Consider the following 22,706-nt stretch of genomic DNA (forward strand, 5'->3'; position numbering starts at 1 on the left):
ACCTATCGCTCATCGGGCTGCCGGGCCGGTAACTTATGGTGGTAAGTTACGGGTCTCACCTTACCGAATATTTGGGGGATTAGGCCATACAAGCGCAAGCAAAGGGACGGCCAACGCTGTGCATATTTTGTGCGGTCGCTGCGCTCCAAAGTTTGCACAAAACATGCACAGCATTGTCCGCCCCTGTTGCGGGCGTTAGGCATACGAATATGAAGTGGCTTGGAATACTATCGCTGAGTTGGGTGTTCGTAGTTTCCGCGAAGGCAGAAGAACTTAAGTTTTTCAATGAGCTGTTGTACATCAATGATGGTATCGAGGTCTTAGAGCAAGTCAGCATTGCAGGAAATGAAGTGCTTGTAATTGTGTATCCACAGAAGGAAGACACTGCAGTTTTTCTCGACTGGAGAACAGTCAAGTTAGAGAATAAAGATCGAACCTTATTAATTAATCTTCTTAAAAAGTATGGCGTGTTAAGCTGGGAGAATGATTATCAAGATGAATGGTGTCACGGGGGCTACGCAAGTTTGTCGGTAGTGATTTCAGATAAATCAAACTATAGCTTAGGCGCGTGCTCTTATCCTCCAAACTATAAAAAATTCTTAGAATCTATGTATGCAGCCATAAACGAAATCTTGTCTGAAGAGCTTCTGAAAGGCGATAAATATTTCCAGAGTAGATGAATAGCTCAATGAATGGGTAGTAGGCAGCCCAGTGATATCAGAATACTTCCTGAAAATCGCGTGCCGAACAAGCAGCGGCAGAGCGACAGCCACCGCTACGGACTATTTGTGTTACTCGCTGGCACTCAAACATTAACACAAAAGGCGCTCCGCGCTGGCTGCGCCTGTGCTGGGCGTTAGGCAGCAAGTCAATATGAGATCACTGTATATACTTTGCTCCATCTCAATTATCAGTTTTATTGGAGCATTAGCATTTTCTGTAGCCCCAATTATTCGTCTTGATGAGGCTATTAATCAGGAAGCAGAACATGGTGGGGCGGTTAGCATCATGCTCTTTATGCAAACAGCTTTCCCAGCGGCAACATTGAGTTGGGTATTGTCGGTGTTTGCACTACTACTATTTCGTAGTGCCGATATCGAAAGTTGTGGCGTTTACAGAAAACTTAACAGTGCATTCATCCTTAGCTGTCGCATTATCGTATTTTCGCCGTTAATCTTCGTCGCTACTTACATAGTATGGGTGGTGGAAAGTGCCTAACAAGTTGCTGCATCCGACCGCCTACACTCCGCTCGCTTTGTACTGTACGCTACGCTAGCACAAAGCGGCTCCATTCCGGCGGCGGCTGCGCACGGCGTTAGCACTTCGAGGAGAAAATGTGAAAGTCCATGAATTCGGAGATTCCGAAGGTGTACCAGTCGTTTTCTTTATGGGAACGCCACAAAAAGGTGATTCTGGCCAAGAGTTTTCTGATCTTGCGAGTAGATTTGGTATTCGGCTGATTTGCCCCACCCGTCCTTGGCACGATGAATTTGATCATAATCCATCATTCGCCCAATGTTCGGAAAGAACGACACTGTATTTAAAAAACCACGAAATCAACAAGTGCCATGTTATTTGTGGGAGCGGAGGCGGTCCATTCGCAATCCATTTCTCGACTAAGAATGCTAATGTCGTTCGCTCTTGCTATCTTATAGCATCTATGGGTACTCCGACCATTTTCGTAGAGAAAGTTAAATCACCTCCTACGTTACAGCTCTTGGAGCTTTATAAAACTGGCAACTATAGCTCCGCAATGGTGTTCCTAACCTCATTGAGGCTTTCAAAAGATCTAGCCCATGGTGCGTGGTCCGATTTTAAAGTTCTGCTTGGTTCATGGGAGTCTATTGAATTTCAGAATTCACCAATCGTGTATATCCACCACGGTGAAGAAGATGAAAATGCTCCTATTGAGAGTATTCGCGACCTGGCAGAGAAGTTACCCAGGTCGGAATTTCGTATTTCTCCTCAAGCCAGTCATGCGGGGCTAGCTGAAGACGAAGGGCTTTCGGAATTCATTAGTATTTTTAAAGAGATCGAAGCCCAGCCGGGCACCGCTTGATAGAAATGCACAGCAGGCCGATATCACACGTTATACGCGCTCGCCACGCTCCCATTTTTTCGCACAACGCGTGAAATGTAAGTGGCTCCTGCTGGCGACGTCAAGCATTTCCAGGGAGGAAACCGTGAGTAATTTTCAGATTGCACAACTCAACATTGCTACGCTGGCAGCCCCAATTGATTCTCCGCAGCTTGTGGATTTTGTCGCGAATTTGGATCGAATCAATGCGTTAGCAGAAACTTCCCCTGGATTCGTTTGGAGACTTCAAACTGAGGATGGGGATGCTACTGGCATTGATTATTTTGGCCCCGAAAAGATTGTGAATCTCTCCGTCTGGGAGTCGGACAAGGCTCTGCATGATTATGTCTATCGATCTGCTCACGTCGAGATCATGCGCCGGAAGAAAGAGTGGTTTCAAAAAATGAGTGAGGCCTACATGGTGCTCTGGTGGGTACCTGTCGGCCATATTCCGTCAATCGAAGAAGCAGCGAAAAAGCTTGATGTCCTTCGGGAGAATGGCCCAACTGCGGAGGCATTTACTTTCAAAAAGGCATTCCCGGCTCCTGAAAAAATCGCCACTGTGCCAGCCCAAACTTAGGGCGGCGAATGTCCAGCCTCCTCATAATCAACGATAGCAAGTTTCCGGCCCTCCTGGGCGCCGTGAGACGACTTATAGGTTCCCACCCAAATGGCCGAAATTGCAAATGAATGAGAAAAAGAGAACTAAGGGCAGGTGCACTTGTGGAGAAATCGAGTATGCACTGACCGCAGATCCAATGTTCGTACATTGCTGCCATTGCACCTGGTGCCAAAGGGAAACCGGCTCGGCGTTTGCAGTCAATGCACTTATTGAATCTGATAAGGTTCAATTAATCCAAGGCTACCCAGAAAAAAATGATGTTCCAAGTAACAGCGGCATTGGCCAAACAATTAGCCGTTGCCCTTCGTGTAAAACTGCGCTTTGGAGTAATTACGGTGCGGCAAAAGATGCTGTGCGCTTTATTCGTGTAGGGACACTCGACAACCCTGACGCCTGTCCACCAGACATACACATATTCACGTCGACAAAGCAAACCTGGGTGAAACTCGATAACTCTGTGCCTGTTATGGAAGAGTACTATCAAAGAAGTAAGTACTGGCCAGAGCCGAGTATCGTGAGGTACAAGCGTGCCATTAAAGCCATGCAAGGCAACTCATCCGAGGGATGATGCGGTATTTATTCTTTCGTTACTATTTGTAAAACAGGGTTTAGGGTAGACATGATTCTTGAGTCGATTATTACGTGCCCCAAGTGCCAACATCAGAAGACTGAGGTCATGCCCACAAACTGTTGCATCTTCTTTTATGAGTGTGAGCAGTGCCACACGCTGCTTAAACCAAAACCTGGTGATTGCTGCGTTTTCTGCTCATATGGCACTGTAAGGTGTCCGCCAATTCAGCAAGGAAAAAGCTGTTGTGGGTAGCCAACATACAAGCGCACTCAAAAAAACAGTGAGGCTACTTCGGACCCAGGATATCTCGTGGCCCTAGCGATGGCACGGTGCGGATCATTGCTACACTGTCTCCCGGTATGGCGAACCCCCTGGACAAGGAAGAGGCAATGAACGACAAGGAACTGTATAAGCAGAAAAAAGAGGCTCAGCTGGATCAGTGGAAAGCGGAGCTGGACAAGCTTAAGGCCAAGGCCTCGGAAGCGAGTGCCGACAGCAAACGAGATTTGAACGAGCAGATTGAAAAGCTGGACAGCAAGATTGACGAAGGAAAAGCCAAGTTAGCGGAAATAGAAGACGCCAGTGAAGACGCCTGGGAGTCGGTCAAAGAGGGCATGGATTCTGCCTGGGACTCGTTGAAACAAGCGTTCAGTGATGCGGCGTCTAAATTTAAGAAGTAGTGGCGATCCGGCAATCAGATGAATGGAATGGCCGGTAAACTCCGCAAGCGGCGCATCGTCGTATCGAATAACCCGACAATTGACGATGCTGCCGCCAACAATGGTTTTAGCGGGCGATAACAACGAAGCCTGTCTGGCAAACTGCTATACAGTGACTGATTTTCTGAATTCCCCCAGCACTGTGCCAGCGCTACCCCCCCAAGAATAACCGCGGTGCAGTGACCATTGACTGCCAGAGGCTTCGATATGGGAAAAACCCTGACTGCTGCGCTTGTTGTAGTAGCGATCATCCTCGCCGCACTATTCTTTCTGACACACCAGCCTTCTATTGCTGAAGTAGATCCCGTAGCGCCCTCCTCTTTCAGCGCTGAGCAAGTAGCGCGCGGCGAAATAGTGGCCGGCATTGGTAACTGCGCCACGTGCCATACCACGGACGAAGACGAACCCTATGCCGGCGGCCGGGACTTCTCTACCGGGTTCGGCACGCTCTATTCCACCAATATCACGCCACATCCGCAGCACGGCATTGGGCGCTGGTCGCGGGACGCGTTTGTACGGGCGATGCGCAAAGGTGTTGCGCGTAATGGCAACTATCTGTATCCCGCGTTTCCCTATACACATTACAAAAACCTGTCGGATGAAGATCTGGATGCGCTATACGCGTACCTGATGTCCCGCGAGCCTGCTGCCTATACGCCACCTGAAAACGCGATGCACTTTCCTTTCAATCTGCGATTTTTGCAATGGGGATGGCAACTGCTGTTTTTCGATGGGAAGCCGTTGCAGCCCGATCCGCAGCAGAGTGATGCGTGGAACCGCGGTGCCTATCTCGCAGAAGGCGCCGGCCACTGTACTGCCTGCCACTCGCCGCGCAATGCCTTCGGCGCGGAACAAAAAGACAGAGCCTACGCCGGCGCGCTGATCGACAACTGGTATGCGCCAGCACTGAACGCCCAGCAGCCGGTGCCAGTACACTGGGATACCAATTCACTCTACCGCTATCTGCGCGACGGGCAGACGGACTACCAGGGTGTCGCTGTGGGATCGATGGGCGAAGTGGTTCACAAAGGATTACGAAAGGCGCCGGACGAAGATATCCGTGCGCTCGCTATCTATCTGGCTTCACTCGGCGGGCCGCAAGACACCAATGCGGCCAGCGAGCAAGCGCGCCAAATGATGGATGCCGCGCAGCAGCGTACCCATCGTGTACGCAGCCATGGGGAGCATCTCTACATCACGGCGTGCGCCGGCTGTCACTTCAATGCTGCGGGCGCGCCCCTTGCGCTGCGTGCAGAACTGAGCCTGAACAGTGCCATCACTGCCAGCGACCCCACCAACCTGCTGCGTGTGCTGTTGCAGGGTGTACCGGCCAGTGAGGGCACGCCCGGCATCGTGATGCCGGATTTTGCGGTGCTGAAGGATGAAGACATTGCGAGCCTTGCGGATTTCCTGCGCCAGCGCGCGGATTTACCACCGTGGAAGGATGTAGAAAAGCGTCTGAAAGCGCTGCGCCAGCAATTGGGCAATGACAACACGTCACGGCTGGGAGAGAACCAATGAGCATCAAGTTCCAGGTCAATGGCGAGGCAGTGGCTGTGGATGTCGCGGAGGATACGCCGCTACTGTGGGTCATCCGCGACGATATCGGCCACACCGGCACCAAATTTGGCTGCGGCATCGGCTTGTGTGGTGCCTGCACCGTATACGTTAACGGTCGCGCGGTGCGTTCGTGTATTACACCGGTGAGCAGCGTTGCAGGGACCAAGGTCACGACGATCGAGGGCCTGTCACAGGGCGCTGGGCACCCGCTGATCCAGGCCTGGGTAGAAACGCAGACGCCCCAATGTGGTTACTGCCAGCCCGGCCAGATTATGCAGGCAGCGGCCATGCTGAAAGACTTCCCCGACCCCACGGATGAGCAAATCGACCAGGTGATGAGTGGCAACCTGTGCCGCTGTATGGCCTATGTGCGTATTCGCAAGGCCATCAAACTGGCCGCCAGTCGCATGCGTGCCGATGCCACTGAAAACATGCCGGGGGCGGATCATGCTTAAGTTTCTGCAACGCGACGCTAAGGATGAAGGCGCGCCTGATCTGGGGCGGCGCGGTTTTATTGTCGGTATGGCGGGCGCCGGACTGACGTTTGCCTTCGCACGCTCTCCACTTAGCCTCGCGGATCCCACCAGCGCCATTGCACAAGGCGCCTATGAGCCCACGGTGTGGTTCCAGATCCAGAAAGACGGCCATATTGTGGTAAATATCGCCAAGGCCGAAATGGGTCAGCACATCGGCACCGCCCTCGCCCGCATTGTCGCCGATGAGCTGGAAGCCGATTGGGCACAGGTCTCACTCAACTACGTGGACAGCGACCCCAAGTGGGGATACATGGTCACAGGTGGTAGCTGGTCGGTGTGGCAGAGTTATATACCGTTGAGCCAGGCCGGCGCGGCCGGCCGCACCGCATTGATCGAGGAAGGCGCGCGCCAACTCGGTGTGCCCGCAGACCAGTGCCGCGCGCGCAACGGTCACATAATCGCCGGCAATCGCTCGATCAGTTACGCCGAGCTGGTACAGAGCGGCAAGCTCAGTCGCAGCTTCAGCGAGGACGAACTGAAGAAAATGCCGGTGAAAGCCCCTGCCGAACGTCGATTGATCGGCGGCCCTACAAAGGCACTGGATATTCCAGACAAGTCCGACGGCAAGGCAATATACGGTCTCGATGCCCACGTTGATGGCATGGTCTATGCGCGTCCAATCATCCCGCCAACCCGCTATGGCACCAGCGTCAAACGTTTCGACGACAGTGCGGCGCGTGATATTCCCGGCTATCAGAAAACCATCGTGCTCGAAGATCCTTCCGACACGGTCCCCGGCTGGGCGATGGTGATCGCCGACAGCTTTCATGCGGCGAATCGGGCAGCGCAGAAGATCGCCGTGGACTGGGCGCTGGGCAAGACTGCGGATGTGGATGAGCAGGCCATTCTCGATCGTGGTCGCGCGCTGATCGAGAATGGCGACGCCGGTGTCGTGGTGGTGGACGACGGCGACGTGGAAAATGCGTTTGCGCAGGCCGAGCAAACCATCGAAGCGGAATACATCACCCACAGTGCCCTGCACTTCCAGATGGAACCGGTCAACGCGCTGGCCCTGGAAAAAGACGGCATCTGGGAAATCCATACCGGCAACCAGTGGCAATCGCTGATCCTGCCCACGCTGGCGAAAGCACTGGGTGTGCAAGAAAGCCAGGTGGTGATGAAAACCTATATGCTGGGTGGCGGCTTTGGTCGCCGGCTCAATGGCGACTATGCGGTGCCCGCAGCACTCGCCGCCAAGGCACTGGGTAAGCCGGTCAAAATGGTGCTGACCCGTGAGGACGACGTTCGCTTCGATTCCCTGCGTTCACCCTCGGTACAGCGGATGCGTATGGCATTTGATGGCGACGGAAACGTTATCGGCATGGAGCACCACGCCACTGCAGGTTGGCCTACAGAAGTTATGGCACCCTCCTTCCTCGCCGATGGTGTCTCCGGCGGCAAGTACGATCCCTTCGCGATCCAGGGTGCGCTGCACTGGTATTCCGTGGGTGGTCATCGACTGCGAGCCATTTCCAACGACCTCGCAAAGGACACCTTCCGCCCGGGGTGGCTGCGCTCTGTGGGCTCAGGCTGGGTTAACTGGGCACTGGAAAGCTTTATGGATGAAGGTGCCCACAAAGCCGGACAGGATCCCATCGACTTCCGCCTGGAAAAGCTCAGGGCCGAGGGTAAAAACGCCGGGTCTGCGCCCAATGCAGTGGGCGGCGCCAGCCGGCAGGCGAACGTACTGCGTCGTGTGCGGGAAATTTCAGACTGGGGAACCCACATGCCTGTAGACACCGGACTGGGCGTGGCGACCACCTATGGCCAGGAGCGCAATATGCCCACCTGGACTGCCTGCGTGGCCCGTGTGCACGTGAACCGCAATACGGGTCGCCCCACGGTGGAAAAACTGACCCTGGTGACCGATGCCGGAACGGTAGTGCACCCGGATGGCGCCCGCGCGCAGGTGGAAGGCGCGGCGCTGTGGGGCGTCAGTCTCGCCCTGCACGAAGGCACGCGGTTTGAGAAAGGCCAGGTGGCCGATACCAATCTCAACAGCTATACACCGCTGCGCATGCGCGACGTGCCCGAAATCGAAATGGAGTTTGTCGACAGTACCGAAAACCCGGTCGGGCTGGGTGAGCCGGCAACCACGGTCGTCGGCCCGGCCATTGCCAATGCAATCTTTGCCGCGGTTGGGGTGCGCATGCGCACACTGCCGATACGCGCAGAAGATATTTTGCAGGCACTCAAGGCCAAAGCTGATCAGCCGCCAAATGAGACACGGTAAATGCACACCTGAATGAACTTTAATACTGGCCGAAAAATAGAAAGCGGAAATACTTTTAACGTCCGTATCGCTTTCCCCAATTTGACTTCATCGCGATGCCGCTACGAAGCACACTGTGACTCTAAATAGCTATTCTCGATCAGAATTAATAGCTGAATTGGATCCTGATTTAGGGTATAACCCGGGTCAGTGCTGCACAGCACTTGTCCCAAGTTATGTATTGGCAGTGCGCAAACCACCATCCGCATAAAGGGACTTCAATGGTGATATCCCACAACGTGCCAAAGTGCTCAAACCTGGCATAGGTTTCACCTTTTCTCCGAATAATTCACCAACCTCTCAATACCGCAATTTGAGACGAATGTACCGCACCACTGAAGGAGCATCGTACAAATGAAAGGAAGCTGTTTGTGTGGTGATATTCACTCTCAAGTTAAGAGATTTATTGAGATTTATGGAAAATTTATTCGAATACTACCTGGTTGACTGGATCGGAATTGGGCTTAGCCTGCTTGCAGCCTACATGTTGGGCAATAAAAACAAATGGGGTTTTATTGTATTCGCCATTTCCAATTTGATATGGATATTTCTTGGGTTAGCGTGGATGGACAGCCTTGGAATGGCTGTAGGTAACTTTATATTTTTGATTATTAATATTCGCGGCTTTATTCAATGGGTAAAGCTTAATGACCTTGAAGAGCATACAGCTACAACTTAGAGAACCCATTGACGGCACTACGCCATCGTTAGCCTGCGCCCTTGGGCAGCGGTAGCATCAAACATGAATAATGGACTTAGGAGCGTCACATGAAGCGAGTTACTGGCATTGGTGGTATTTTCTTCAAGGCAAAGGATACCCCTGCTCTACTGGCTTGGTACAAGCGTCATCTCGGGATAGATGTCCAGCAGTGGGGTGGGACTGCGTTTAACTGGGCAGACTCTGAAGGCAAGCCTACAGGCGGGTCTACCGTGTGGTCCATTGGTACGGAAGATGGTGACCAGTTTGCTCCCAGCACCGCCCCATTCATGATCAATTACCGCGTTGATGATCTTTACGCATTGGTCGCTGTACTAAAACAGGAAGGCTGTAATGTACTTGAAAAGATCGATGACTCTGAGTATGGCAAGTTTGCCTGGGTAATCGATCCAGAGGGAAACAAGGTGGAGCTGTGGCAGCCGCCTGCGGGGCAATGAGGCCCGCCAACGCTGATGCCGGAGTACACAGCCTAACCAGCTCCTGCGCACTGTAATCAACCATACCCATGAAGCTTCACTCCCTCAAACAACAGGCGAGAAAATTTCGGGAACTCACCCTGACGGTTTATTTTGCGGCCAGGGATGAGCGCATGCCATTTCTGGTGCGCCTGTTGGCAATGCTGGTGGCGGCTTACGCATTAAGTCCCATTGATTTAATCCCGGATTTTATCCCGGTCATCGGGCTTCTGGACGACCTGATTCTTATCCCTGCGGGTCTCGCGCTTATCGTGCGCCTGACTCCACCTGAGGTCATCGAGTCTGCAAAGCAGCAAGCCAAAACAGCCTCTGAGAAACCTGTAAGTTATTCGGCGGCTGTAGTCATCGTAATCATCTGGCTCGCGGTACTGTGGGCCATCTCACGGTGGGCAATTAACGTCATCAACGCCTAACGAACCGCCACAGAGAACAAGTCGCCGAATACAGGCCGCTAGCTGAAACAAGAAAGCCCCGCTCTCTCGAGCGGGGCTTTTTAAGTTATTGGCGAAGATATAAATTAAGCGCATTCACACATCAGAAAACATGCTGCTGCAGGTGGATTCCCGGGTCGGAATGTGGACACACACCGAACAAGCGGACGCTTCACCCGGTGCGCGACTTAACTCTTGGTCGTTACTGAAACAACCGCGTCCAAACCTGCTGGTCAGTGGTCGAACCCCCAATAAAGATCAGCATGCCCTCACCGTCGCTCTTGACCGACACGGCCGGGCTCGAGTCCCCCCAATCGTCACCCATGGACGTCAGCTCGGTCGCGGTCGCCCAGCCACCGTCGGCGGTGTAGCGGTTCATCCACAGGGTGCCGTTGTTACCGTCATCGTATTCCCAGAAAAACAGCGCGTTGCCGCTATTGTCGATGGCCAGGTCGCAATAGTAATAACTGAACCCGCTGTATTCGAAGGTTTCCTCCGGGCCCCAGCCCTCACTGGGAGTAAAGCGCTTGCTGGCATAGCTGCCGATGTTGGTATCGACATTGTATTTTGCCCAGGCGACGATGGCCGTGCCGCTGTCGTTCATGGCCAGCTGCGGATCGCCGACATTCTCGCTGTGGTTTTCCAGCAGCACCGCGCTGCCCCACCCATCGACCGCGTCATAGCGGTTTGACCATAGATCGCGGGAGCCATTGTCCTCAATCCAGATGGCGATGGCATTGCCGTCGTCGTCCATGGCGACTGCAGCACCCCAGCTCTCAGGGGCACCGTCCATCAGCGGGGCGGCAGTACCCCAGCCGGCACCGCTGACAAAGCGGTTGGCATAGATGCTCATCTCGCTGCCGTCGTCCTGCTGCCATACGGCAATGGCGTTGCCGCTGTCATCCAGGTCGAGGCTGGGCCCGTACGCGAAGCCGGCGCCCTGCTCGATCAATTCGGGGCTGCCCCAGCCAATACCGGCGGTGTAGTAGCTGGCCCAGATATCGCTGACCATGCCGATCCCCTCGCTCCAGACGGCAATGGCATTGCCACTATTGTCCAGCGCAACCTGGGCGCCGCCACCGGTGGTTTTATCGTTCAGGTTCACTGGCGAGCCCCAGGTGGCGGTGTCGCGGTCGTAGTGGCTCACCCAGACCCCGGCACCTAGCTGTTGCCAGGCCACCAGCGCATTGCCGCTGTCATCGGCGGCCAGCGAAAAATCGAAGTTTTGGAGCGGGCTGCCCGTCGACACCTGTACCGCCGCGCCCCAGCCGCTGCCGGCGCTGAAGTGGCTGGCCCATAGCTGAATGTCATCCGCAGCCTGTGACCAGACCGCAATAGCATCGCCGTTGTCGTGGTAGATGACTTGCGGTTTGAGCAGGCCAGCCGTTTCGCTGTGGACCAGATCCGCGGCGGTGGCCAGGGTGCCGTCGGCAGTGGTGAACTGCCAGCTGTACTCGCTACCCAGGGCATTGCCGGCGAGATCCGTGATACCCGTGCCGAGTGTCGCTGTGTAGTGAGTCAGGATCGAAAGTGGCTGGTCAGGCGTGAAGGTGGCTTCATTGGTTCCGCTGTCGAAGGTTACGGTGCCGTCTACCGGGCCGTTACCGACGAGGGAAAAGCTGGTATTTGCCACGGTACTGGAAAGAATATCTTCGTCAAAAAACGCGGTGATCACCGCAAAGCGGTCTACACCGGCCTCCTCGCTGGCAGGTAGTGTACTGCTGATGCCAGGGGCAATCGTATCCGCGACCTGCTCCTGCTGTTCATCTTCCTGCTGTTCATTGCCCCCATTACCACCACCGCCGCAGCCGCCGAAAGCGACCAGCACAGCGGTGGCGATGGCACCACGCAGATATTTGGATTTCATCATTATTGTGCGTCCATTTTGTTAATGCATTTTCGGCACAAAAGCCGAGGACTCGCAGGCGGCCTGTTCCGCCCAAATTTATTCGCTGACGGTCACTGAACCGCTATTCGATACCTCATTGATATCTATCTCAACCGGATCACCATTGCTGACCCGGTTTACCTGTACCTGCTCGAGGCTGACGGTAAAGGTTTTGGTAACGGTGCTGCTGCCACCGTCACCACCATTACCAGAGTCGTCACTGCCCTTACTTCCGGAACCTCCTCCACAACCGGCGATTAGTGCAAAAGCAGCTAATACAAGAGACTTTTTCATTAGTTTCTGAATCTGTTTCATATCAGCCCGCATCAAAATACATAAGTGACAAGGAAGTGGGTTTCGCCAACCGGCAGCTGGTAAGGCGTCAGCAGTTCGAAGGTGATGCTGCCGTCGTCACTGTCGTAGCTGCCCTCCCCGACCTGCTCACCGGCATCAGCAATGCCGTCCTGGTTGTCGTCGCGATACAGGCGCACCACGCCGATATCACCGGTTTCACTCATATCGCCACTGGCGGCGATGGTGAGCTGGCTCACTTCGGCATCGGTGGAGTCGCTGGTGAGAGCGAACCCGAATACCACTTTCTCGCCATCACCCGCCGCAAAGCTGCTGTCGGCCACGGCAGTCGCTGCAGCGCTGACGTTGGGTGCCGGGATCGGGGCTGCGACACCGCCGGGGTCCTTGATACTGCCATTCGCCACACCGTCCGCATCGTTGGAGCCACCATCTTCGATGGTCAGCTGCACGCAGTAATGTCCCTCGGTAAGCCCCGGGGTGTAAGCCACATCGTCCGGTGCCGGGCAATCGCCCAGTGCACCCGGTGCAGATGCCAGGCTGTTGTTGGCATCTTCCACAAACGCCTGCCAGCCATTGCCACTGACGTATTTGCGGTAGCTGGCGTCAGCCTGAATGGCTGCCGCCTGCGGGATCACGATCTGGGCACTCGCACCGATCTCAATACCGGCAACGATAAAGTCGAATACACCACCGAAATACTCGTAACCGGCGTCTTCCGTCAGTGCACCGACGCCGCCCGCTGCACCACCGTGATCAGCAAGATCCTGTAGGGTGACCAGTGCCTGTGCGTTACCGGCAGCAAACGCGGTATCGCCAAGGATCAGCTGAAGCCCCTCTTCCACCTGCAACAGCGCACCACTGCCGTCTGCGGGCAGCAAATGCGCATCAGTCACCGGGTCGAGGTAATCGGGAATGCGATCCATATCGCCGTCCACAATGCCTTCGTCGCTGTCGACGATGCCGTCACCATCGGTATCGTCACCGGCCACAAACACCGGCGCAGTAGCGAGCACGTGCACCAGTGATTCGGCGGTCGTGCCCAGTGTGCCTTCACCACTGTCGACAACGATCACGGACAGTGGGTAAACGCCTTCCGACAACGCAGACGGGTCAAAGCTGAATACTTCACTGCTGTAACCGTCGGTGGGCACCAGATTGCTGTCGGTCAGGCTCCAGTCGTACACGTGGGTGTCGTTGGGGTTTTCATCGGTAACATGGGCAACCAGCTGCACCAGGCCGCCGTCGGCAAATACGGTGGTCATTGCCTCGCCGTTCTGGCGGATGGCAATGGTCACGGCCGGTGCCACATTCACTTCTTCGTCATCGGCAACACCGTCATTGTCATCGTCGGGATCGGCATTGTTGCCAATACCATCGCCGTCGGAGTCCAGCCATTCATCGCCATCGAGCGGGAAGGCATCCGCGTCATCCGTCACGCCATCGCCGTCATCGTCGGCATCGGCGTTGTTGCCAATACCGTCACCATCGGTATCGACCGTTTCGGTGGCATCCAGCGGGAAGGCATCTTCCTCGTCTGCCACACCGTCGTTATCGTCGTCGCTATCGGTGCTGTTGGGCAGGAAGTCGCCATCGGTATCCAGCGGTGTGCTGGCGTCGCTCAGCGGGTCGCTGCCTTCCGCGGTTTCGACCTCATCGCTGTAGCCGTCGTTGTCATCGTCGTCATCGCCATTGTTGCCGATGCCGTCGCCATCGGTGTCGAGCCACTCGGCCGGGTCATCGACAAACGCATCGCTGTTATCGCCGGTACCGTCGCCGTCGGTGTCAGTGGTCTCGGTCGGGTCACTGGGGAAGTCATCCTCAGAATCTGCCACACCGTCCGCATCGAAGTCGCCGAAGGGATCGTATTCGATGGCACCGATATCGAGTTGCTTATAGAGCGGCCCATCCGGGTGCTCCGGGTTGAAGATGCCATTGATGCGCTTATTGCCGAGGAAATCGACCATATAGGCGTCGGGATCGCCGGTCTCGCCCGCATCGATGCTGGCGCTGCCGGGGATCGGGCGGAAGTCGTTGTTGTCGGGGTCCGCCAGGAATACCCAGCCGTCTGAGGTGACGCCGCAGGCACTGTCCTCGACCCAGCTGTAGCGGTTCGCGCGCAGCATCCAGTTGCTGACGTCGCACGCGGCCGTACCGGAATCCCCGTTCAGCATCAGGCTGTTGTAGAGATCCGCTTCGCCGTCGCCGGTAACTCGCAGGGTGCCGCTTTCGTGGTCGACCAGCGTAGTGCTGAACAGCTGCACACGACCGTTCACCAGGTCGATCGCCGGGAAGTCGCCGTAGGTACGCGCCAATACGCTGTTTTCCAGCGTATAGCTGCCATAGGTCGAGCCAAAGGCCGGGGCCTGGTTGTCAGCGATCAGGGAAAACTCCACCAGTGTCCAGCGGCCATTGACGGTATTGACCACGCTGCCGAACCCAACCGAGCCGGCAGCGATGGCCTCCGCGGTGGCGCCATTGTTATAACCACCGGTCAGCGTCAGGCCGGACAGGTGCAGGAACTGGGTACCCGGCAGGTATTCCGGCATCAGCACGCGGAACAGTTCACCGGTGTTATTGCCGTCGATGGTCACCTGGCTTGCGCCATCGATCTTCATGCCCTTGGTGACCAGCAGCGGGCTCTCCAGCGTTATGGTCATGGCTTCGGCAAAGTCGATCACGTTCAGGTCGGAGAACTGGTCGTTGGCACACAGGTTGGCCATGGCCTCGCGCAGGGTACCGGGGCCGCTGTCGGCATCACTGGTGACGGTGATGGCGTTGCTGGCACAGGCAACAAACGGCGCCTCGTCGGCCGCGTTGTCCACGCCGTCGCCGTCGATATCTTCATCATCGTCGTCGTGGATCAGGTCGCCATCGGTATCAGCCCAGTCCCGGTTAAGTGCATCAGTGGGGCTGGGGTCCTCGCCGTCGAGGAAGCCGTCGTCGTCGGTGTTGTCGTCGAGCGGATTGGTGATGAAGCCGTCCTCGCCCAGCGTGGTTTCCTCGATATCGCTCAGGCCATCATTGTCGTCATCCAGATCGGCATTGTTGCCAATGCCGTCACCATCGGTGTCCAGCCATTCTTCAGGGTCGTAGGGGAAGGCATCGTAAACGTCGCCCCGGCCATCGCCGTCATCGTCCCAGTCCTGGCGGTCGGCGATGCCGTCGCCATCAAAGTCATCGTCGTAGGTCAGGAATCCCGAACACACGATTACGCCGGTTACCGTGGGCGTGGCCGGCGTGACGCAAAAGCGGATATCAGTATCTGCAGCCATGGCGCCGTCAAACGTATTTTCGGTGGCACCGGCGATATCCTGCCAGGCGCCGTTATTTACGCGCATCTGCCATTGATAGGCACTGACATCCCGTTCGCCCTTGGGGTCGGAAAAGCTGTAAGAGCTGGCGAGAATCAAGCCGCTGACCGGCACCGCCTGCGTCGACAGAATCTTCACATCGCTTGCCACCGGCGCCATGGACACCTGGTGCCACTTGGAGCAGGTATCGACGCCGCTGCGGGTCATGCAGAACGCAAGCCACTTCCCCTGGTCGGCGAAGGTCGCCTGGTAGCCAAACTGTGCGTTGGCAACGACCACGGGGTCAGTACCGTCGGCACTGGCCGAGCGCACCCAGCGGAAGTCAGTGGCCTGCACGCCCCAGGGTACATTGGCAAACAGGTAGTCTTCCGGTCGCAAAAGCCCGGTCAGCGGTGCGGCTTTCGGTGAAATTTCGGGGGTACGGCTCGCGCCCTCCGGCCGGGGATACCAGAAACTGGTCGAGGAGGTAGGACCGTATTCATGCGATGTCCCATAGTAGAATTCGGTGGTCCGATAGAAGACCATACTGCCGTGGATCTGCCATGGCTCCCAGTTGTAGAGATCCGGCGCTTCCTGAAGAAAGTCGGCCAGAGGATCCATATTGCTTGACGCAGTGCCGACAGCCCACGACAAACCGCCCGGAAGTTCATAATTGAGGTAACTGGCGAGTTTGTCGGCAGCCCATACTGGCGGTTGAATCCGGTGCTGCCAGGTTTGGCTGTCCACTTCGGCCTTATCCGTGTTGCCAAATATCTTTTGACTCACACTGGTATCGTCTGGAAACAGGAGTCCATGCTCTTTGATGAAAGACTCCGTTGAGTGATCCCAGAAATCGCCCATTTCATGCCAGGCGGTCCAGTTGATCTGGCTGCTGCCAAGTATCGTCTGGTCCGACGCCGCAAAATCGGTACACGCCGTGGACTTACCGTCAAAAAGACAGGTGTCATAGTGGTTGAGCGTCAGCCACAGCCACCAGTACGACTGGAAGAAATTATCGTCCCAGCCCCGTGCCGCGTGGATATTGGCGTGCATGCGTGCCGGGGCACCCTGGATCTTGCCACCGGTGTAATGGTTGTCGGGAGCCGCCAGCAGCGCGTCGGCAACTTCAGCTTTCCAGTAGCCGAAATGCGGATGCGCGTTCATGCCGAACTCGGAGTCCTCCTTGTCCATGCGGAAGCTCCGCACTGATTGAAGGGGCTCGAAGTCCGCATCGACGTACGGGAGACGAGGCGTGTCGAATATGCCCCGGCTGAAGGTATCTACCGGTGGTGTTGCAAACACACAGAGGTCGTCGACATCATCGTCCGCCCCACAACCGGATTTGTTCAGCAGCGGGCTGGTCGCCGCACTGTGGTAACGGTTGTGGAAGTAACTCAACTCTGCGCGCAGCGGGTTGCCATGGCGGACACTGACGCCCAGCCGTTCAATCTGGAAGCCCCGCTCCATGCTGGTGACATTGCCCAGCACCATAAAGCCCACACGCCCGGCGAACACATCACTGGACGAGCCCTCGGTATCCGCATCGCGCATCAGGCGCAGGTGCAGGCTGCTGAAATTGCCAGAGCCGTTGACCAGCGCTGCCCCCATATACATCCCACCGGGGGAAATACCGTAGTATTCACCTGCGGTCCAGCGCTTCAACATCGGCCGCTGCAGCTGCACAACTGTGGTGGCATCACTAAAGCTGGCCCCCAGTTCGAAAGTCTTGCCGGCAAAACCGGTGTCTTTCAGTTCGGCGGTGGAGACCAACAGCACACGGCCATCCACCAGCCGGTGCCAGCCCTCTTCGGCGACAAAGTAGTCCACGGTGACGCCTTCCAGGTCGGCACTCTCGAACCCCGGGGTGGTGTGCACCGTAAACTTGAACTTGTTCCAGGCCATCAGCGGTGCCGCGGGCACCACTGCCACGCCCGCATTGAGGGCCGGGTCGCGTACCTGCAGGAAAATTACCGGGCGGTGGTAATACCGCTTGGTGATCAGGTCCTCGATGGCGTTACCGGCACCGATGGCGAAGGACCCCACCTCCCCCGGTACCCCGAGCAGCGCTGGCTCACCGGTAATCTCGATGGCTCGGGTCAACACGTTGCTGGTGGCATTGCCATCACTACTTGGGAATGCCCACTGGCCGCTGCCGTTTTCCACCACGAACCCGGGGCTGGCCGGGTTGACGGCCTGGGCAAAGATGCGCCGGTCACCGTCGATCTGGGCACCTGCATCGGCAGGATCGCTGGAGAGCACACCGCCCAGCTGGTAAGACGTGATCGATGCGGCCTGAACGTGGCCAAACGGGATAAGGAGCAGCAGGCAAAACAGGCCACTGACGAAAGAACACGTCCTTTTCACGGGTGGGATTCCATAATTTTGATTATTTATTGGCGTGCAATTATGCGCCAACTGATATGTGATTTAAATCACAACTAGACCTTTTTCGTTAGGGAACAAGACAGGACAGAAAAGGAAGTGAGACACTTAGATCGTAATGACATAAATGTTCGCAGAGCCAGGCCCTGGAGCCTTCCCTTGGCTGCGTAAGCCTCAGCCATACTTGCGGAACAATTTTTGCGCGATAATCAGCGCCGCATCCAACTTCCAGCCCTGAATTAAATCCCGGGAGGCAACATGAACTTAACCTGGACTGAAAACAAAACGCTTTCCCAGCCGGCAGGCGATACCGGACAACGCTCGGAATACGTAATCCATTCCTCCACCATTGAGAAAACCTCAGATGACGGCGTGCAGCGCGCGATCGATGCATGCATAGACAAAGCGTGCACCCTGCTGCCCCGGAACATCAGGGATGACTCCAGATACCTGCTTTTTGGTTGGGACGCCGTGAATTCGACCCTGACCATCGTCGTAACGGATGACTCGAAAGAGAAGGATTCCCCGGACATCGTACAATGCCGATTTTCGTCGCTGGTCGAAAAAATGAATTCCGAAAGCGCGGACCCGGATCACTCGCAGCATTCCGCAGCCGATGAGCTTGCCGATAATATTCAGTACTGGATCAAGGATTACCTCACCACTTGTGCGCCATTTTTGCGCTATTCACTGATCGCGGCGTTTTATCGGGAGTCGAGGTCATCCTGCGCGCTGCTTTAAAAGTAACACCCCATGCTTTAAGCGAGCCCCCTGAGAACATCCCTTTGCGAAGTCGCTGCGTCCTGGATGTAATAAGGCGCCTCGACATAAAGTATTAAGGCTCCGCGATCACGACCTCGCTGCAAACAACCCCTTGCGCAGCCATGGAGCCTCGATTCGAGCGACATCTAATCCAACTGGCAGCCACTTGAGGGTAAGGACGTCGACGCCACAAAACGCTCAGGAGACCGGAGGAGAGTATCCCGTTGCAATACAATCTCCCAGACCTCCAATAGCTATAATCCATCCAATCATATGATACTTAGCAAACTAATATTCAGTGTTCCCGAGATTGGTAAATTTGCAACGAAATGGTACATTCCTTATGACGCACCAACGACCCGGCAAGGATAGTCACGAAATGCGGTCCGATACAGGATCAGGAAGGTGCTCTTTTGTGGCCCCCGCTTCCACCAACGCGCCAAACACGAAAATAATCGTGCGAGAAATATAAAAGGGATAGCCAACACCAAGATTCTGCCCCACCTGAACTCAATGCCACCCAAGGATGCAGTATGAATACTGTCGGAATCATTTCAACCGTAAAGGCACCCATTTTACAGTTGCACTTATTCGTCAATTACCATTTGAACGTTGGTATAGACCACATCATTCTATTCTTTGACGACCCTGATGATGAGGGCATAGATTTTTTTTCCAAATATACACAGGTTACAGCCGTACGCTGCTCATCAGATTATTGGCATAAAATCATTGGCAAAAGACCCGAGTCAATTGAAAGACGGCAGACCATCAATGTAAACCATGGCGCCGAACTTCTTTCACTAAAAAAGATAGACTGGCTCATACACATCGATTGCGATGAGCTCCTTCGAACATCACAACCTATAAAGCAAATTATAGGCCGACACAAGACCGATGCCATTCGATTCTCCCTGTTCGAGGCTGTTGCCGAAAAAGAAACATATGACCATATATTCCTCCCCTCCTTATTCAAGAAAAAGCCATCAAAAAAACAAATTTCAATGGCAAAAAAACTAGGCTGCTCAAATGCTATTTTTGAAGGGGAATTCCTTAGAGGCCACATGATGTCGAAATCAGCCGTGAGAATCTCCAACAAGACGAAAGGAAAACACGGAATTCATGGCCCCAAAAAATCCCACGGCTTAAAACTCACAAATACAGACTTAATTCAACTATTACATTTCGACTGCGTGAGCATTGATGACTGGAAGATGAAATGGGACAGAAGATTAGATGGAACAGGCCTGGCTCTCCGAATGAGGGACAACAGAAAAAAGCAAATGCAGCTATATGAAAGTGCAAAAATGGAAGGCGGCAAAGCCTTAAGCAGCATGTTTAACAAACTGCATAACATCCGAAGAAGAGAGCGTCCCATCCTGTACATTCTCGGCATGCTAAAAAGAATATATATAAATAAAAAAATGTTTGAAAATCCAACCTTTGAAGCCAATCAATAATTTCGCAAGGCAGAAAATTGATTTTTTTAATCCTGTTTTTTCTGCCATTGATTTCGCTATAGTGGTCGCCTCTTATGCCCACGCAACAGCCTCAACTAATATGCCATGCCTGAAAAAGAATACCTCGGCAGCCCCAGCCCGAAACTGGTACTCTACCTCCCCCACCGGCCGAATGGCCTGGAGCAACTGGCGAAAGCACCTGATAGTGGCGAGCTGATCAGGTGCAACTCCAATCATTGGCGCAAAATCGTGACGCTACTGGCCAAGGTTGCCAGCCCAGAGGAAGAGTGGCGTGCGTTCAGGGACGATGCGTTGTTTCAGCACACGGCCCTGTGCTTTGCTCCACACCTGATGAACGTCAGTGCCTGGCACTGGATCGGAGGAAAGGAAAATCTGGAGCGTTTCGACATCGATGGTCTGAACCCCGTGCCACTGCAGGAAGCACCGGTGGTCGCCATCGATGCTGAAAGACAAATACTGTTGACGCCCTATCCGGACTACCGACAGCTCAACAATGCGACAGTAGGCCAGATACGGGCAGCATTAAATCGACGCGGGTTTTATTCCGCAAATTAAGGAGCGAACTCTCAAGTCTACCCCTGCCAGGATGGCCTTCATCTCAGCGGCTTCTTCCTCGACTCTCTTCGCTCTCGCCACCGTAATTTCGGCGCTTTGGCGCTATGCGAGAATTAAGAACTTTTTTGAAAATTTATTCAGCATGTCGAACCTATCCGATCTTCACGAACTGTCCCTAAGCCTCAATACCGCGTTATATCAGCACAATAAGTTTCAACTAAAGCTTTGCCTAGAAGAATTGTTAACCAACGATGGCATCGAAAAGCAACTAAAAATCGTCAATGCTGAAGCCTGGCCACGAGCCTCTCCCGAAGCCAGAGCACAGCACGAGTTCAACAGTGCGATGTGGTCCTTACTCTATGCCCTGGTGAAAAATGAGATCGAAAATTCGAAAGCAATCATTCGCGCGCTACTGCCTCGAGTTCCGGGCCTAAAGTTACTCACGTTCAATTACGGCACCATCACTGAGCATCATGGCAGTGCATTTGATGAACAGATACAAGAAGAGCTCTCTAGCATCGCGCAAGACGAAGCGAGCAATCGAAATGCGATGCACTACAACAACTTGTTTATAACCTACCCGGACTTACTTGAATTCGCTCAGAAAAACTTATGCCTTTTCCGTGAAGGACTTGAGCGAATTGCTCAGCACTGGAGTATCGGATGGCGAGTGGCCGCCGCCGAAGCCATAAGCTCAGTAGACCCCGATGCACCACTTTACCTTCAACACCTGGCTGCCGTTAAACACGCCGACTTTTCCCATGACTTTTTTAGCACTCCCCAATGTTTAGACATCATGTCCCTGTGGATTCAGGAGCAAGCCAGTTTTGGTCAACAGCGGGAGAACAGTATCCAGAAGCATCAGGCTCAGCTGACAAAGATTGCCAAAGCAACGGGAGATAAAAACGTACAACACTGGCTTGACAGCAAATACCAGTTCTCTTCCTGGTCAAGCCTGGACATCACGTTGGAAAACGGCTGGGAATTTAGCTTTGTTCGGAAGCCCTATTGCGAACAAATGTCTTTATCGATTCCTGGAGGCGAGCAAGCACGCGACGTAATTGTTCCAACCTACCCCGAACAACAAGGTTGGTTAAGGTCACTTCAGTCAAAAATACAATTGGCCGAACATTGGGAAATTAACTACCACATCTATTCGGAACATGACTTACAGGCTTTATTGCAGGAAATCAGGCAGTTCAAGGTTGCACATTGGCAAGAAACGCTTGCGGACTAATCACGTGGCTGCCTCGCCGAGAAATCTTCGATCTCGATTATTTCGGCAATGCCGATCCGAGCCTGCCGCCCTAACCTCACCAGCGCTATGTTTTCCCCGGCCCCATCGGCAACCCGACACTGCGATGGTAAGCCTGATAAGCACAATTTCAGATAGACAAGGAGTCTATGCGGCAAGCTAAAGGGTGGGCCCTCAAGCCCACCCCCACTGCGAGATAGCAGCGGTTAATTTGCGCGGTTCAACGCCGGGAAAGCGTTGAACCCCGCGCGTCCAGGCCGGCCAGGATCGCCTTCATTTCGTCGGCCTCTTCCTGAATCTTCTTCGCTTTTGCGGCGGCCATCGCCGCCTTTTCTGCTTCGATGCCCGCCTTGATGGCGCGCTCGCGGGCGGCACTGCCGGTGCGGCCTGAGGCCAGTTTTTCCTTCACCGGTTTGGTGGTACGGCTCTGGGCGCCAGAGATGGCCGTCACTTTCGCGGCGCTGGTACGGGGCTTCGACTTTGCCTTGGGGGCTAATGAAGATTTGGTGGTACCCGGCAGTACGGTGGTGATGCCCACCAGGCTCTTGCCGTTGTAGGTGTCCAGCGCTTCTTCAACCATCTCTGCCAGTTCCTGGCGATCCTCGACCACAGCAAAGAGTTCGGTTGAGTACACATCGGGACCAAATACCTTCAGCTCCCGATAGAATGGATGGTCAATACCCAGTGGCAGCGCCTTCTGGAGCTGCTTGAAGCGGGCTTCAGGAGAAACACCCTCCCGGCAAGTGCCGACCCATACGTGATCGGTCGCTTCATTTGTAAGGGTAAATACGTGCATAGA

At 54.6% G+C, this 22,706-nt stretch carries 21 protein-coding genes; 17 read left to right on the top strand and 4 right to left on the bottom strand.

The window, feature by feature from the left end; all coding sequences use genetic code 11:
• Positions 1–209 precede the first annotated feature (209 nt).
• The 13 genes from ACNKU7_RS11380 to ACNKU7_RS11440 all read left to right on the top strand — a co-directional run bounded on the left by ACNKU7_RS11380 (position 210) and on the right by ACNKU7_RS11440 (position 9,964).
• Positions 210–680, top strand: coding sequence for a hypothetical protein (locus tag ACNKU7_RS11380; RefSeq protein WP_418297108.1), 471 nt, complete (start codon positions 210–212; stop codon positions 678–680).
• Between the two features lie 193 nt (positions 681–873).
• A complete protein-coding gene (locus ACNKU7_RS11385; protein WP_418297109.1) occupies positions 874–1,218 on the top strand; it encodes a hypothetical protein in 345 nt (114 codons plus the stop codon).
• Between the two features lie 118 nt (positions 1,219–1,336).
• Positions 1,337–2,059 (top strand): alpha/beta fold hydrolase, encoded by a 723-nt coding sequence (locus ACNKU7_RS11390; RefSeq protein ID WP_418297110.1) that lies wholly within the window; start codon positions 1,337–1,339, stop codon positions 2,057–2,059.
• Between the two features lie 124 nt (positions 2,060–2,183).
• Positions 2,184–2,657: a DUF3291 domain-containing protein gene (locus ACNKU7_RS11395; protein WP_418297111.1), complete on the top strand. Its 474-nt coding sequence runs from the start codon at positions 2,184–2,186 to the stop codon at positions 2,655–2,657.
• A 106-nt stretch (positions 2,658–2,763) separates the two neighbouring features.
• A complete protein-coding gene (locus ACNKU7_RS11400) occupies positions 2,764–3,267 on the top strand; it encodes a GFA family protein (protein ID WP_418297112.1) in 504 nt (167 codons plus the stop codon).
• Positions 3,268–3,318: 51 nt separating this feature from the next.
• Entirely contained in the window at positions 3,319–3,522 is a 204-nt protein-coding gene (locus ACNKU7_RS11405; RefSeq protein WP_418297113.1) for a GDCCVxC domain-containing (seleno)protein, read from the top strand.
• A gap of 137 nt (positions 3,523–3,659) precedes the next feature.
• The gene (locus ACNKU7_RS11410; RefSeq protein ID WP_418297114.1) at positions 3,660–3,950 is read left to right on the top strand and encodes a sll1863 family stress response protein; all 291 of its coding nucleotides are present in this window, start codon (positions 3,660–3,662) and stop codon (positions 3,948–3,950) included.
• A 246-nt stretch (positions 3,951–4,196) separates the two neighbouring features.
• Positions 4,197–5,510 carry a cytochrome c gene (locus ACNKU7_RS11415; protein ID WP_418297115.1) on the top strand — a complete coding sequence of 438 codons (1,314 nt, stop codon included), beginning with the start codon at positions 4,197–4,199 and terminating at the stop codon, positions 5,508–5,510.
• The gene (locus ACNKU7_RS11420) at positions 5,507–6,004 is read left to right on the top strand and encodes a (2Fe-2S)-binding protein (RefSeq protein WP_418297116.1); all 498 of its coding nucleotides are present in this window, start codon (positions 5,507–5,509) and stop codon (positions 6,002–6,004) included. Before ACNKU7_RS11415 ends, ACNKU7_RS11420 begins: the two co-directional genes overlap by 4 nt.
• Entirely contained in the window at positions 5,997–8,318 is a 2,322-nt protein-coding gene (locus ACNKU7_RS11425; RefSeq protein WP_418297117.1) for a xanthine dehydrogenase family protein molybdopterin-binding subunit, read from the top strand. The genes ACNKU7_RS11420 and ACNKU7_RS11425 overlap by 8 nt, the downstream gene beginning before the upstream one ends.
• Positions 8,319–8,772: 454 nt before the next feature.
• On the top strand, positions 8,773–9,036 hold the full coding sequence (locus tag ACNKU7_RS11430; RefSeq protein ID WP_418297118.1) for a hypothetical protein: 264 nt from the start codon (positions 8,773–8,775) through the stop codon (positions 9,034–9,036).
• 89 nt (positions 9,037–9,125) lie between these two features.
• A complete protein-coding gene (locus tag ACNKU7_RS11435) occupies positions 9,126–9,512 on the top strand; it encodes a VOC family protein (protein WP_418297119.1) in 387 nt (128 codons plus the stop codon).
• Between the two features lie 152 nt (positions 9,513–9,664).
• Positions 9,665–9,964: a YkvA family protein gene (locus ACNKU7_RS11440; protein ID WP_418297120.1), complete on the top strand. Its 300-nt coding sequence runs from the start codon at positions 9,665–9,667 to the stop codon at positions 9,962–9,964.
• Between the two features lie 220 nt (positions 9,965–10,184).
• On the opposite strand, the gene ACNKU7_RS11445 is transcribed toward ACNKU7_RS11440, so the two are convergent.
• The 3 genes from ACNKU7_RS11445 to ACNKU7_RS11455 form a co-directional block, all read right to left on the bottom strand.
• Positions 10,185–11,852, bottom strand: a complete 1,668-nt coding sequence (locus ACNKU7_RS11445) for an Ig-like domain-containing domain (RefSeq protein WP_418297121.1) — start codon at positions 11,850–11,852, stop codon at positions 10,185–10,187.
• A 75-nt stretch (positions 11,853–11,927) separates the two neighbouring features.
• On the bottom strand, positions 11,928–12,164 hold the full coding sequence (locus ACNKU7_RS11450) for a hypothetical protein (protein WP_418297122.1): 237 nt from the start codon (positions 12,162–12,164) through the stop codon (positions 11,928–11,930).
• A 32-nt stretch (positions 12,165–12,196) separates the two neighbouring features.
• The gene (locus ACNKU7_RS11455; protein WP_418297123.1) at positions 12,197–17,836 is read right to left on the bottom strand and encodes a choice-of-anchor U domain-containing protein; all 5,640 of its coding nucleotides are present in this window, start codon (positions 17,834–17,836) and stop codon (positions 12,197–12,199) included.
• A 276-nt stretch (positions 17,837–18,112) separates the two neighbouring features.
• Between ACNKU7_RS11455 and ACNKU7_RS11460 the strand changes: the two genes are divergently transcribed.
• The 4 genes from ACNKU7_RS11460 (at position 18,113) to ACNKU7_RS11475 (ending at position 21,889) form a co-directional block, all read left to right on the top strand.
• The gene (locus ACNKU7_RS11460) at positions 18,113–18,595 is read left to right on the top strand and encodes a hypothetical protein (RefSeq protein WP_418297124.1); all 483 of its coding nucleotides are present in this window, start codon (positions 18,113–18,115) and stop codon (positions 18,593–18,595) included.
• A gap of 554 nt (positions 18,596–19,149) precedes the next feature.
• Positions 19,150–20,076 (top strand): glycosyltransferase family 2 protein, encoded by a 927-nt coding sequence (locus ACNKU7_RS11465; protein ID WP_418297125.1) that lies wholly within the window; start codon positions 19,150–19,152, stop codon positions 20,074–20,076.
• A 105-nt stretch (positions 20,077–20,181) separates the two neighbouring features.
• Positions 20,182–20,652: a DUF6942 family protein gene (locus ACNKU7_RS11470; RefSeq protein WP_418297126.1), complete on the top strand. Its 471-nt coding sequence runs from the start codon at positions 20,182–20,184 to the stop codon at positions 20,650–20,652.
• Positions 20,653–20,683: 31 nt separating this feature from the next.
• A complete protein-coding gene (locus ACNKU7_RS11475; protein ID WP_418297127.1) occupies positions 20,684–21,889 on the top strand; it encodes a hypothetical protein in 1,206 nt (401 codons plus the stop codon).
• Between the two features lie 238 nt (positions 21,890–22,127).
• On the opposite strand, the gene ACNKU7_RS11480 is transcribed toward ACNKU7_RS11475, so the two are convergent.
• Positions 22,128–22,703 carry a GIY-YIG nuclease family protein gene (locus tag ACNKU7_RS11480; protein ID WP_418297128.1) on the bottom strand — a complete coding sequence of 192 codons (576 nt, stop codon included), beginning with the start codon at positions 22,701–22,703 and terminating at the stop codon, positions 22,128–22,130.
• Positions 22,704–22,706 lie beyond the last annotated feature (3 nt).

The sequence above is a fragment of the Microbulbifer weihaiensis genome, assembly GCF_048323715.1.
Classification (GTDB): Bacteria; Pseudomonadota; Gammaproteobacteria; order Pseudomonadales; family Cellvibrionaceae; genus Microbulbifer.